The sequence below is a fragment of the Nonomuraea sp. NPDC003201 genome (assembly GCF_053590415.1).
In genome coordinates, this window is the sequence record NZ_JBSFTC010000299.1 from 1 (window position 1) to 12808 (window position 12808).

13 protein-coding genes and 1 pseudogene are annotated in these 12808 nt (G+C 69.5%); 11 read left to right on the forward strand and 3 right to left on the reverse strand.

Annotation, left to right across the window (positions count from 1 at the left end):
- Positions 1–49: 49 nt before the first annotated feature.
- Positions 50–496: a hypothetical protein gene (locus tag ACWDX9_RS50570; RefSeq protein ID WP_449968604.1), complete on the reverse strand. Its 447-nt coding sequence runs from the start codon at positions 494–496 to the stop codon at positions 50–52.
- Between the two features lie 304 nt (positions 497–800).
- Positions 801–1322 carry a DUF2690 domain-containing protein gene (locus ACWDX9_RS50575; protein WP_449968607.1) on the reverse strand — a complete coding sequence of 174 codons (522 nt, stop codon included), beginning with the start codon at positions 1320–1322 and terminating at the stop codon, positions 801–803.
- A 225-nt stretch (positions 1323–1547) separates the two neighbouring features.
- Here ACWDX9_RS50575 and ACWDX9_RS50580 point away from each other — a divergent pair, with 225 nt between their 5' ends.
- The 7 genes from ACWDX9_RS50580 to ACWDX9_RS50610 all read left to right on the forward strand — a co-directional run bounded on the left by ACWDX9_RS50580 (position 1548) and on the right by ACWDX9_RS50610 (position 7110).
- On the forward strand, positions 1548–1787 hold the full coding sequence (locus tag ACWDX9_RS50580) for a hypothetical protein (protein WP_449968610.1): 240 nt from the start codon (positions 1548–1550) through the stop codon (positions 1785–1787).
- 217 nt (positions 1788–2004) lie between these two features.
- Positions 2005–3207 (forward strand): MFS transporter, encoded by a 1203-nt coding sequence (locus ACWDX9_RS50585; protein WP_449968612.1) that lies wholly within the window; start codon positions 2005–2007, stop codon positions 3205–3207.
- Complete coding sequence (locus tag ACWDX9_RS50590) at positions 3194–4159, forward strand: serine hydrolase domain-containing protein (protein ID WP_449968615.1); 966 nt, start codon at positions 3194–3196, stop codon at positions 4157–4159. The genes ACWDX9_RS50585 and ACWDX9_RS50590 overlap by 14 nt, the downstream gene beginning before the upstream one ends.
- Positions 4160–4220: 61 nt before the next feature.
- Positions 4221–4706 (forward strand): N-acetyltransferase family protein, encoded by a 486-nt coding sequence (locus ACWDX9_RS50595; protein ID WP_449968617.1) that lies wholly within the window; start codon positions 4221–4223, stop codon positions 4704–4706.
- A 96-nt stretch (positions 4707–4802) separates the two neighbouring features.
- Positions 4803–5135 (forward strand): YciI family protein, encoded by a 333-nt coding sequence (locus ACWDX9_RS50600; protein WP_364249821.1) that lies wholly within the window; start codon positions 4803–4805, stop codon positions 5133–5135.
- A complete protein-coding gene (locus ACWDX9_RS50605) occupies positions 5128–6363 on the forward strand; it encodes an RNA polymerase sigma factor (protein ID WP_449968620.1) in 1236 nt (411 codons plus the stop codon). Before ACWDX9_RS50600 ends, ACWDX9_RS50605 begins: the two co-directional genes overlap by 8 nt.
- 93 nt (positions 6364–6456) lie before the next feature.
- Complete coding sequence (locus tag ACWDX9_RS50610) at positions 6457–7110, forward strand: DUF998 domain-containing protein (protein WP_449968623.1); 654 nt, start codon at positions 6457–6459, stop codon at positions 7108–7110.
- 272 nt (positions 7111–7382) lie between these two features.
- Here the strand turns inward: ACWDX9_RS50610 and ACWDX9_RS50615 are convergent, their stop codons facing one another.
- The gene (locus tag ACWDX9_RS50615) at positions 7383–9617 is read right to left on the reverse strand and encodes a hypothetical protein (protein WP_449968626.1); all 2235 of its coding nucleotides are present in this window, start codon (positions 9615–9617) and stop codon (positions 7383–7385) included.
- 509 nt (positions 9618–10126) lie between these two features.
- Between ACWDX9_RS50615 and ACWDX9_RS50620 the strand changes: the two are divergent.
- From ACWDX9_RS50620 to tuf, 4 genes and pseudogenes are all read left to right on the forward strand, one after another.
- Positions 10127–10237, forward strand: a pseudogene (locus ACWDX9_RS50620) (IS5/IS1182 family transposase); the annotation flags it as partial.
- Positions 10217–10381: a hypothetical protein gene (locus ACWDX9_RS50625; protein ID WP_449968629.1), complete on the forward strand. Its 165-nt coding sequence runs from the start codon at positions 10217–10219 to the stop codon at positions 10379–10381. The pseudogene ACWDX9_RS50620 and the gene ACWDX9_RS50625, both read left to right, overlap by 21 nt.
- A gap of 15 nt (positions 10382–10396) precedes the next feature.
- Positions 10397–11101 (forward strand): hypothetical protein, encoded by a 705-nt coding sequence (locus ACWDX9_RS50630; protein WP_449968632.1) that lies wholly within the window; start codon positions 10397–10399, stop codon positions 11099–11101.
- 491 nt (positions 11102–11592) lie between these two features.
- Positions 11593–12768 carry an elongation factor Tu gene (gene tuf / locus ACWDX9_RS50635; RefSeq protein WP_449968635.1) on the forward strand — a complete coding sequence of 392 codons (1176 nt, stop codon included), beginning with the start codon at positions 11593–11595 and terminating at the stop codon, positions 12766–12768.
- Positions 12769–12808 lie beyond the last annotated feature (40 nt).

Below are 12808 nucleotides of genomic sequence, written 5' to 3' on the forward strand. Positions count from 1 at the left end.
GCGCGGTCCGGCTGACCGCGCAAGGGGCGCGTCGAGGAGAACGACTGGACTATCGCACCTTGCAGTACTTGTTCGTGTGGCCGCGAAGGACCTTCCAGACGGTGTAGCCGCTGTTGGAGAACTTCTTGTTCCCCTTGGTCCGGCCGTTGGTGTCCAGCGGCCTGCACCAGTACTGCCAGTGATCGACGCGGTAATTGCGGCTCACCACCGCCGCGGTGATCTTCTTGCCCTTCTTGCAGTGGTTGTTGAAGTAGATCTTGGTGGTGGCGTTGCCCTTCTCCCAGCTGAAGTTCACCTTCCTCTTGCCACCCAGGCCCTTGCCGCACCTGATGCCGGCCTCCGCCAGGATCATCGCGGTGTCGTCGGCCGGGGCGGCGGACGCGGGCTGGGCCGCGGCGGTGGCAGGCGCGGGAGCGGCCTGGGCCGCCGGAGCGGCCAGCATGGTCGCGCCGAAAACGGCAGCGACGGTAGTGCCAATGAGCTGGAACGTGCGCATGGATTCCTCCTTGCTGTCTGAGAGCTGATACGGGGTTTCCGGGTCGGCGTGCGAAAGCCGGCAGTTGCGCGGAGGCCGTTCACCCCTTCAAGGGCGACCTGCAGGCGCAGCCGCGCGCCCCGACCACGTGCGGAGAGCCGCGCAACCCACGTCACCGTCGCGTCGGGCGAGGCAGTTGACGAGGGCGTCGTTGAACACAGCGCCGATCGTGGTGATCCTGCCTCCGCTGATCACGGCGGCGTGGGGCAGAGCCGGTCCATCGGCCTCGCCGGGACCCGCGCGCCACGCGGAGCGCCCGCGTGGCTCAGTCGCAGGCCTTGGCTGTGGTGCCGCTGCCCTTGTTGGCGCGGCCCACCCCGGCCGTCACCGTGCCCGTGGCCTTGGCGCAGATGCCGCTGGGGGCGTAGATCATGTTGCCCCAGTGGTGCCCGCCGTTCCCGGGCCGGTAGGTGAAGGATCTGCTCTTGACCCCGGTGTAGACCGTGATGGTGCCCGAAGCGCCCGTGGCGACCGACACCTCGCCCCAGTTGGTGCGGCACTGGCGGGAGTAGAACAGCCGGATCGTGCCCAGGCGGTCTCCGACCTCGTTCCTGAGCGAGGCCTTCTTCCCGGTGTTCACCCTGGAGCGGGCGCACCCGCTGCTGTAGGGATCCTTGCCGTCGTACGGGTGAGCGCTCGCCGACCCTGCGGTCCTCGCGGCAGGGAGGGAGGCGGCTTGGGCCGCACCGTTCATCAGACCGGTGGTCAGGAGACCACTGGCCAGGGCGGCGCTCGTGCCGAAGACGGCCATCGTCTTGGTGATCGACGTCATGGTGCCGTGACTCATAAAGCGACGGCGGGCCTGCTTGTCAGATTGCATCGCCCGGCCCGTTGTTCCGCCGTTTGGGCGTCTGGCCTTTCGAGATCCACTCTCGCAACAGTGCGGCTCGCCGGTCTGTGTCGAAGTGCACACTGGCGGGACTTTTTCTGGACAGGCCGAAAACGGGCTGATGGCCGGCGCTGGGGACGTCGGTACGCATCGACTGGCACGCGGCCGGTGTCTGGGACCGGCTTGGCGCGAACTGCCGCCCGACCTCAGGATGGCGGGGAGGGGGCGGAGACCCCGGGATGCCTCCCCACGCCGCTCCTCCTCCACTACGACGGCACGTCGTGGACGCTCGAGGACATCAGCGCCGGTGGCAGCGGTCACGCCGCCATCGTGGCCAGCCCCGGCACCTCCAACGTGTGGGCCGTGGGCTCCGTCGGCGAGGACACGGACTACGAGCATGCTTTCGTCGCAAGACGGCATTGATCGGCGCCTTCCTACCGTGGGTGACCTCAGCTTCCTCGTGTCTCACCGACTGGTGCCGCATTCCTCAAAGGGTGTACATGCGGTGGAGGGCGGGCCCTTCGGCGCTTGGGGCTGATGTCGTAACGGCATGGTGTGGTCTGAAACCTGCCGGTATCCCCTCCCCCACCGCTGCTTGGCTGGTTCCCCAACCCCCCACGGTCCCAACCCGAACGGAACCATGTCCACGATCACCCAAGCCCCGCCACGCTCACCGCTCATCAGCTGGCTCGCGGTCACCTCGCTCACGCTGGGCATCTTCGCCATCGTCACCAGCGAGATCCTGCCCATCGGCCTGCTGACCGACATCGGCGCCGATTTCGGCATCTCCGATGGCACCACCGGGCTGACCATGACCCTGCCCGGCATCGTCGCCGCCATCGCCGCGCCCGCCGTCACGCTCGCCACCGCCCGCCTGGACCGCCGGGTGATGCTGTGCGCGCTCATGGCGGTGCTCGCGGTCGCAGACGTCCTGGCGGCGGTGGCGACCTCGTACTGGATCATGCTGGTCTCCAGAGTGCTGGTCGGCCTCACCATCGGCGGCTTCTGGTCGATCGGGGCCGGGCTGTCCGCCCGCCTCGTACCGCCGCGCTCGGTCGGCACCGCCACCGCGCTGATCTTCTCGGCCGTCCCCCTGGGCTCGGTGCTCGGTGTGCCGGCCGGCACCTTCATCGGCCACCTCGCCGGCTGGCGAACCGCCTTCCTCGTCCTGACCGCGCTGTCGGTCCTCGTACTGATCGCCCTGCTGATGCTGCTGCCGCTGCTCCCCGCCCAGGAGGTCACCAGCGGCCGCGTCCTGCTCGGCCTCCTGCGCAAACGGGGCACCAGGATCGCCCTGCTGGCCACGTTCCTCATCGTCCTGGCGCACTTCGGCACCTACACCTACGTGACCCCCTTCCTCCAGAACGTCACCCACCTGGACCCGGCCGCCATCAGCGCCACCCTCCTGGCGTACGGCATCGCCGGGACGGCCGGGAACTTCCTGGCGAGCAAGGCGGTCGCGACCGCCCCCCGAGCCGCCTTCCTGACCTGCGGCGGCCTGATCGCCCTGGCCACGCTGCTGCTGCCCGTGGCCGGCACCTCCACCGCCGGGGCCGTCGCGCTGGTGGTCTTGTGGGGACTGGCCTACGGGGGCGTCCCGGTCTGCTCCCAGGCCTGGTTCATGAACGCCGCCTCCGGGACGCCGGAGGCCGCCACGGTCGTCTTCACCTCCTCCTTCCAGGCGACCTTCGCCCTCGGAGCGCTCGCCGGCGGCCAGGTCGTGGACGCTTTCTCGGTCTCGACGGCGATGATCTGCGGCGGTCTGACCGCCCTCCTCATGACCGCATCTCTGTGGTCGCTCACCAGATCCCTCCGCAAGGATTACCTCCGTGCCGCATCCTGAGAAGCGAACAGAAGCCATGATCGCCGAAGCCGGATACCGAAAGGACGAGCCGATCGTGGTCGGGCTACAACGACGCGACAATGCGCCGGCTTTTCACGCGCAGGGGCTGACAGCCAGGCGCGAGACGCTGTCCGACACCACGACGATCTACGCGGCCTCCCTTTCCAAACAAATCACCGCCGCATGCGTGGCATTGCTCGTCCAGCAGGGTGCGCTGGACCTTGAGTCCGCGTTATCGCGCTGGCTGCCCCAGTTGCCTTCATGGGCTGACGACATCCGGGTCCGGCAGTTACTCCATCACACCGCGGCTCTGCCCGCTGATCGTGACATCGACGCCATCCTCGACGGCGACCGGACCAGCCGAGGCGTCATTCAGGCCCTCACCCGATTTCCCGCCCTCCCTGGCAGACCTGGCGGCGATTACGCCTATTCGAACGCGGGATATGTCTGCCTCGCCGCTGTGGCGGCACGAGCGGCCGGTCAACCGATTCCGGATTTCGCGCGGAGCCGGCTTTTCGCCCCGCTGTCGATGAGCGATACGTTTTTCTGGGCCGGACCCGCTCCCGCGCCTCCCGGCGCGGCACCGCTTTCCCCTGAGCACCCGGCGCCGCTGTCCCTGGGCGACGGCGGCGTGTGGACCACCGCCGGTGACCTGCTGCGGTGGAGCCAGGCGCTCAATGCCGATGAGCTCGGTCTCTCCACCCTCATGCACACCCCGGGCCGCCTCGATGACGGGACCCCGATCGACTACGCCTGGGGCATCGGTATCCGCTCGCACGCCGGGCACCGCGTCTACCGGCATGGAGGAGGCTGGCCGGGGCTGCGGGCCATGCAGGCCCGGCTGCCCGACCTGGGCTGGAGCATCGTGTTCCTCGCGATCGCCGACGACACCGAACGTCGGACAGAGCTGCTCGACCTGCTTCTCGACGCGGTGGTGGCAGAAGGCGAGTAGCCGGATCCGGCTGCCCATCAGGGCTTTTTTCGGGGGACTTCCGCCTGGCATGCTGCCGTTCATGAACGAGGTCCGGATTCGGCCGGTATGCGATGAAGATCTTGAAGGCGTCCTGGCGCTGGCTCCCCGGCTCGCCGAGGGTGTGGCGGCATGGCGTGACCCCGAGGGGGCCGCCCGGGCGGCGCGGGAGTGGCTCGCCGGGTCCCTCGCCGCCGCCGAGGCGCAGCGGGGAGCGGTGTTCGTCGCCGTGTACGGTGGGGACGCACAGGTCCTCGGCGTGGTGTCCGTCCAGCGCCGGCGGCACTTCACCGGCGCGATGGACGCCTACGTCGGCGAGTTGGCCGTCCATCCGCGAGCCGTGCGTACGGGAGTGGGCCGGCGGTTGATGGCCGCCGCCGAGGACTGGGCCCGGCAGCAGGGCCTGCGTCACCTGACCCTGGAGACGGGGGCGGCCAACACGACCGCCCGGCGGTTCTACGCCGCGCTGGGGTATCTCGAAGAAGGAGTGCGGCTGACCCGCTCTCTGGAGCCCGCAACCTCTCCATGAGAAGTTGTCCATTTGGCGGAGGGCCGTTCGTGGTGATGGTGTACGGCGAGCCCGCCGTACACCGAACTCACCCATGAAGGGGACACCGTGAAGTACATGATGCTGATCAACGCCGCCACCACCGACCAGGACGAGCAGTGCACCTTCGAGGACTGGATGGCCTATGACAAGGCTGTACACGAGGCGGGGATCTGGGTGTCCGGCGAGTCGCTGGCCGATCTGGTGACCGCCACGACCGTGCGCGTGGACAGGGACGGGGTGCGGACCGTGATCGACGGGCCGTATGCCGAGACGCGGGAGGTTCTGGGCGGGTTCTATGTGATCGACGTACCGGACCTCGATGTGGCGCTCGACTGGGCCGCCCGTTGCCCGGGTGCGCGTGGCGGCGGGTCGGTGGTCGTGCGCCCGGTCGCCGACTTCAATGAATGAGGTCGAGGCGGTCTTCCGGGAGGAGCGCGGCAGGCTGCTGGCCGCGCTCGTGCGCCGTTTCGGTGACCTCGACCTCGCCGAGGAGGTGACCTCGGACGCGATCGAGGCGGCGTTGAAGCACTGGCCGGTCGAGGGTGTGCCGCCCAAGCCGGGCGCGTGGCTGATGACGACGGCGCGGCGCAAGGCGGTCGACCGGCTCAGGCGCGACCAGGCCTTCGCCGCGCGGCTGGCCATCCTGCAGGTGGAGGCGGAGCGGGCGGCGCACGCCCCGCCGGCTGACGTGGACGGCGGCGAGCTGCCGGACGAGCGGCTGCAGCTGTTCTTCACCTGCGCCCACCCCGCGCTGCCCGCCGAGGACCGCGGGGCGCTGACGTTGCGCTGCCTGGCGGGGTTGACCACGCCTGAGGTGGCGCGGGCGTACCTGGTGCCGGTGCAGACGATGGCCAAGCGGATCGTCCGGGCGAAGAAGAAGATCCGCGAGGCCCGCATCCCGTTCCGCGTGCCCGGCGCGGACGAGTTGCCGGAGCGGCTGCCCGGGGTGCTGCAGGTGATCTACTCGATCTTCACCGAGGGGTACGCCGCCAGCTCCGGCCCCGACCTGCAGCGCCTGGACCTGGCCGAGGAGGCGATCCGCCTGGCGCGCATCCTGCGCCGGCTGCTGCCCGCCGAGCGGGAGGTCGCCGGGCTGCTGGCGTTGACGCTGCTGGTCCACGCGCGCCGCGATGCCCGTACCGGCCCCGACGGTGAGCCGGTGCTGCTGGACGAGCAGGACCGCGGCCGCTGGGACCGGGACCTGATCGAGGAGGGCTCGGCGCTGGTCGTGACCGCGCTGAGCGGCGGCCCGCCCGGCGTGTACGGCGTGCAGGCCGCGATCGCCGCCCTCCACGACGAGGCGGCGGACCTGGCCACGACCGACTGGCCGCAGGTCGTGGCCCTGTACGACGTGCTGCTCGCGCTCGACCCGTCCCCGGTGGTCGCGCTGAACCGGGCGGCGGCCGTGGCCATGCGCGACGGGCCGGAGGCGGGCCTGGCCCTGCTGGACGAGCTGGCCGGCGAGCCGCGGCTGCGCGGCTACCACCCGTACCTGGTGGCGCGCGCCGACCTGCTGCACCGGCTCGGCCGCCGTCCCGAGGCCGCCGCGGCCTATCGCGCGGCCCTGGAGGCGGCCGGGAGCGAGCCGGAACGCGTCCACCTGCGGCGTCGCCTGGCCGCCGTCGAGGAGTCCTGAGGAATTTCGCGGGCGGCTGTCCATCCGGCCGCATCCCGTTCGTGGTCATGCCGTGCGACGAAGCAATGACCACCGACCGCTAAAGGATCCACGATGAGCACCGTTGCCGAGCCCACGACCTCCCCTGCGACAGGGGCCGCGCTGCTGCTGGGCTGCGGCGCGGTCGCCGGGATCCTGTTCCCCGTCGTGTCGTTCACGCAGGCCTTCACCCGGACCGGATTCGACCTGCGGCGGCACGCGCTGAGCGCTCTCACGCTCGGCGACCTGGGCTGGCTGCAGACGGCGAATTTCGCGCTCACGGGCCTGCTGGCGTGCGCCTTCGCGCTCGGCGTACGGCGGGCCGCCCGTCCCGGTGTGGCGGGAGCGGCCGCGCCGCTCATCGGGCCGATCCTGATCGGCGCGTACGGCGTGCCGATGGTCGGCGGCGGGGTCTTCGCGCCCGATCCCGCACTGGGCTGGCCGGCCGGCGCCCCCGCCGGGCTGCCGGAGCGCCTCAGCACCGGCAGCATCTTGCACACGGTCTTCGGGGCGACGGCGTTCCTGTCGCTGATCGTGGCCGGGCTCGTCTTCGCACGGCGGTTCGCGAGCCGTGGCTGGATGGCCTACAGCGTCATGAGCAGCCTGGCCACGTTCGTCCTCACGGTGCCGCCGTGGGGCGAGGACAGTGCCAGCCTGCGCTTCGCCGCCGGCGCCGTACTCATCTCCGCCTGGCTCGCCGCCCTGTCCGTTCGGCTCGGAAAACGCTGATCGGCGAAATTCGGCATGTGACAAGGACGACATGACTCACGTGGACGGTGGCGGAAAGGCTGAGCCTCGCCGTCTCGCTGTGCGCCCGGCTGGATAGTACGGGACGTGGCCGCCCATCTGGCCTCTCGACTCGTGCCGCCTGTGCAGCTCACCTGGATGGACGTAGCGACGCCTTCGCCCACGTCTACACGCTCTCATCGCGGCAGACGAGGACGGCTCTGATTTCAGCAACGAGATTCTGGGATTCGTCCGTGGAGGCACGTCTGTGGTCGTCACCAGTCAGGGGGTAGGTAGTAGTCAGTAGTCGAGCCTGGGCCTTCGGCTGTTTGGCGGGTGCATAGTCCGGCGAGTGGATGGCCGTCCGGCAGCACGGCGAGAAGGCTCGTGAAGGCGACCTGTGCGGTGTCGGTGTCTCCGGAGAGAGCGGTCCACAGGGCGAGCTGGTATGCGGCGCAGTGGGTGAGTTCGTGGTTCTGCCCCAGGACGCGAGCGCAGTCGTCGCGGGCGGCGGTGGCCGTGGTCAGGGCCTCTTCAGTACGGTCGGCGTGTCCCAGCATGGCGGCGAGCTGGATGATGCGCGTCAGGGTGCGCGCGTGGTCGGCACCGTAGAGGACCGCGCAGCCCTCGATGACTTCTCTCTGCAGGCGAAGGCCGGTCTCTCGGTCACCGTTTCGAGTCGCCCAGTCGGCCAGGTTCCAGCGGGCGTCGTTGGTGAGGGCGTGATGGTCACCGAGTAGACGGGTGGCATCGTCGTTGAGTTCGCGCCAGGCGCGCTCGGCGGCCTGCGGCCCGTCGGCTGCCGCCCAGCAGGCCACTTCGAATCGCAGACCCAGCACCTGACGGTGCTCCGGTCCCCAGAGGGTCTGTCCGGTATCCAGAAGCTCCCTGGCCATCGCGAGGGCGTCGGCGGCCGATCCGGTGTGGCCGGTCCAGCGAATCAGGTTCCGTCTGGCTTGGATCGTGGCCGGGTGGATCCTTCCGTGGAGCTCCAGGAAGCCTTCGTATGCTTCGGTGGAGAGGGAGACCGCCCGGTCGAGGTCCCCGGACTGCCCCGTCCACCAGGCCAGCTGAAGGGTGAGTTCGAAGAGGTCGTCCGGAGCGGTGTCCGGCGGCGCGGACCGCAGCGCCGATCTGAGGACGTCGACGGCCTCGGCATGCCGGTTGGCGTCGCCGGACATCTCCGCCAGGCCGATCGCGCCCATGAGGGCACCGCCGTCGACCGCCTTGCGGAAGGCGGATGTCGCGGCGTCCCATTGGGTCCGTTGCTGGGCGGCCCGGCCTAGGTCGACGCAGGTCGCCGGGTCGGCATGAACGATGAGCGTGTCCCAGACCGGCTGGGCAATCCCGCTGGTCCCGCGTTCGGAGTCGATCGCTTCGGGCAGGTAGTCGAAAACCCGGTAGCCGGTGCCGTCGTGGTTGGGGACCAGGAGGCTGCTGGTGGCGAAGATCGGTTTCGTTGCCCAGGCCAGAGCGGATTCCCAAGGCTCGGGACGGGCGCGGGCGCCCCCGAGGTCGAGCAGGTGGTGTTCGTGGAGGTCACGCAGGACCGGAGCCGGGAGGTGAGTGGTCCAGCCCGCGCAGAAGGCGTCGGCCGCGGCGGCCACCAGCGCCGCGCCTCGGGAGTGGTTCCCTTCGGGGGAACGGGCGTCCTTCCAGGTCGCGAGGAGCCGCGGTCCGGCTGCCAGGAACTCGGCGATTCCGTACGTGCTGGATGACTCGATCGCTTGGGCGATGCGCTCGTCCTCTGTGTGCTCGGACGCCCGGCGCAGCTCTGCGGCGCTCCACCGGCGGTCGAGCCGTATCTCGTGGGCGAGGTCGAACACCGCCGCCTCCGGAACGGGGGACGCCTCGATCCCCCGGAAGCGGGCCCTCTCATGGGTGCGGATCGTGGCCACCACCAGCACCCCCGGCTTCCCGACGATCACGTTCCTGATCAGGTTCGGGAGGGCGCCTCCCGAGGTCAGGTAGCGTTCGAGATCGTCCAGCCAGATCACCGACGGCCGCACGGACTCGGCCGTCTCGAAGGCGGCCGCCAGGCTTTCCCCGCTCTCCGGATCCGGGATGAGCAGGCGGTGACGCGGGCATTTCTCACGCAGCGCCTCGAACGCCGCTCGTGACTTCCCCGCGGTCGAGTCCCCGACCAGCAGGACGAAACGGTGTGAGGCCAGGGCCGACTCGATCTCGCCGCTTCTGTCCCTGGGGATGAACGCGGGGAACGCGTCACCGCCCGCACTATGGACGCGTACGACTGACAGATCATCGATATCGCGGATGCGGGGTGCTCTGCCGCGCCGAGCCACCACCAGCCCGCGCTCGCGCGCCGTCGGCGCCTCCACCAGCCGGTTGCCCCGCCCGGACGCCACGCCGGCTACGGCCCCCATCACAGCGACCAAGACCGCGCCCACCCCAGCGGGAAGCTCCGACTCGGCGAACGCCGCCACCGACGTCGCCACCGCCGCGCCGACGATCAGCCACCAACCCTTGACGTGCCCTCTCCACATCACCATGACATGAGACCAAGCCGCGTCGCCTGCGCGATAGGGCCGATCCACACCACATGCGAGCATCAATGACCCAGTTGGCTCGGGCCAAGGTACTCAGGACGAATTTCGCCGGCCGGCCACCTATCGCTCGGGAACTCGGCGAGCGCGCCCAGCCGATCGACGGCGGGCGCGATGCGCGGGAAACGGATCGGGTTACGCGTAGGCGGTAGACATCTCCGATCGGGTAGGCAGGGGCGTGTACGAATGGCCACATCGACTCACACATTCGCCACGGCGTGCTTGGCCGCCGTAGATTGCTGAGGGCGATCGACGATCCGTGCTTCGTTCCTCAGCACGGCTCACTGAACGTTTTCCATCCTCCAGGACGCGTGCCCTGATCACATCATGATCGCGATGGCGGCGTTCGGCTGGTGGCCCTGAGAAGCTCCTGGTAGACGGGTTGATCATCACAATCCTCACCGTCACAACCAGGAGCTTCAGGTGCTGTTCTGTCGTGCCGCCGTCGATTCGTCGCCTACCTGGTACTGGACAGCACGCTCATCCGCACCGATCGGAGCAAGGCCGCCCGCCCCTACTACTCCGGCGAACACCGCGTACACGGGATGAACGTCCAGGTCATCACGCAGGCCAACCGCTCCCACGTCAAGCTCCACGGACCCGGCGAGCGCGCTAACGCCCAGCTGAAGAGCTGGAGCCCTTCCAAGCCCGGCCACCTGTGCAAGACCATCGCCGTCCTTCAGAACCACTGGATCGCACAGGCAGCCTGAAGATGAAAGGAACCGATGATCGTGCAGGTGAAGATCATCATTCACCGAGTGCGGTTGGGAGCCTCGGAGCTCCGGGTGATCCGCCCGGCCAAACCTTTGGCTAATGGGGCACTCTACGACACCGGTAATCGGTATCACATGTATGTGGACCGGACGGATGGCCGACGGATCGGCGCGTTGTGGCTGCTCGCGGCCCGATCGCCACGCTCTCTGGTCTACTTGCCGATGCGCGCCACTCCGGCCGCCCCTGGGATCAACCCCGACTGGGACATGGAGGAGAGGTGCCCGGACCGGCCGCTTGATCTCGTGCTGGTCCACCACTCGCTGCAGTTCCCGCCCTCCCGCTGGAAGCAGGTACGAAAGCGGATCACCGCTGGAAGCCCGCCCTGCGAAATACGGACGGCAAGTGTGCCGGACACCGACCTGCCCGCCGACGAGGAGATCGACTACCGGGCCCTGAACTACCAGGAGAACAAGGACGCACTCCACCAGCGCATGCACGCCGAGACGCTGTTTCTGACCGGCAGCACCGCGGCGTTTCGGCAGCCGGCCCGCCACTTTTTCGCCGTGGCGAAGGAAGGGCCGCCCGCTGCCGCGACCTCGCTGTACGTCTCGGGCGCCTGCAACTATCACGTCTGCCGGCTGTTCTACTGGCCGAATCTGGATCCAGGCGGCGGGCAGGACATCCACCTGGAGTACGCCCCGCGATGGACGGTCTGACAAAAGCCTGTCGCCGCCCCTCCCTGATCGTGGTCTTCCAGAGTTGGTTACTCAGTGGGGACAGCCCGTCCATGCTCCAGATAAACCGTCTCTCCCCGCTCACGGGCAGTGGCGGCAGCATCGATGCGGCGGGCAAGGCGCTCGATCAGGAGGCCGTCCGAGATCGACAAATCCCGTTCCGAGCAACAACGCCAGTGGGTGAGCGAGTCAGACCCCGGGCAACTCCCGCCCTTCAAGTCTCACTGTGGGTGAGCACCGGCCCACCTGCGCGCCGGGAATATTCGGTTGCGGTCGCGTGCTGTGGATCGCACTATGTTCCTCATGTTCCTGCACGCTCTCCTTGTGACGCCCGCGGTGCCGGGCGTGCTTGAGCGTGCCTGCGACGGCCTGGAGCGTTGACCTCTTCCCGTGAGTCCTGAGGTGACCCGGCGGGGGGAGGTTGTCGGCCCCGAGTACGGGTCACACGGAAACCAGGTCTCAAGGAAGGAACCATGGCCAAGCAGGCCTACGTACGGAACAAGCCGCATCTCAACATCGGCACGATGGGGCACGTCGACCACGGCAAGACCACGCTGACCGCCGCCATCACGAAGGTGCTGGCGCAGCGCGGGCAGGCCACGTACACGCCGTTCGAGCGGATCGACCGCACGCCCGAGGAGGCGCGGCGCGGGATCACGATCAACATCTCGCACGTCGAGTACGAGACCGCCACCCGCCACTACGCGCACGTGGACATGCCCGGGCACGCCGACTACGTGAAGAACATGATCACGGGGGCGGCGCAGCTGGACGGCGCGATCCTCGTCGTGTCCGCGCACGACGGGATCATGCCGCAGACCAGGGAGCACGTGCTGCTCGCCAAGCGGGTCGGCGTCGAGCACCTGGTCGTGGCCGTCAACAAGGCCGACGGCGCGGACCCGGAGCTGACCGACCTGGTCGAGCTGGAGCTGCAGGAGCTGCTGGCCGAGCACGGCTACGACGGCGTCCCGATGGTGCGGGTGTCCGGGCTGCGGGCGCTGGAGGGCGACCCGGTCTGGATCGCGTCGATCGAGGCGCTGCTCCAGGCGGTGGACGAGCACATCCCCGTGCCGGTGCGGTACGTGGACGCGCCGTTCCTCATGCCGGTCGAGAACGTGCTCACGGTCACCGGCCGGGGCACGGTCGTCACCGGGGCCATCGAGCGCGGCACCGTCCGGGTCGGTGACTCGGTGGAGGCGGTCGGGTTCGGTGAGGCGTTCGGCGCCGTCGTCACGGGCGTGGAGACGTTCGGCAAGACGATGGAGCGGGGCGAGGCCGGTGACAACGCGGCCGTGCTGCTGCGCGGGGTCCGCCGCGAGCAGGTACGGCGCGGCATGGTGCTGGCGGCGCCCGGCAGCCAGCGCGCCCACCGGTCCTTCACCGCCCGCGTGTACCTCCTGACCGCGGAGGAGGGCGGGCGGCGCAAGCCGATCGCGTCCGGCTATCGTCCGCAGTTCTACCTGCGGACGACCGACGTGCCCGGGGAGCTGACGCTCAGCGGCGCCGTCGCCGCCCGGCCGGGTGACACGGTGGACGTGGCGGTCGAGCTGGGTAAGGCGGTCGCGCTGGAGCCCGGGCTCGGCTTCGCCATCCGCGAGGGCGGGCTGACGGTCGGCGCGGGCACGATCCTCACCGTGCCCGACGCCTGACCCGGGTGCTCGACGGCTGACCGGGCGCGCTCAGCGCGCC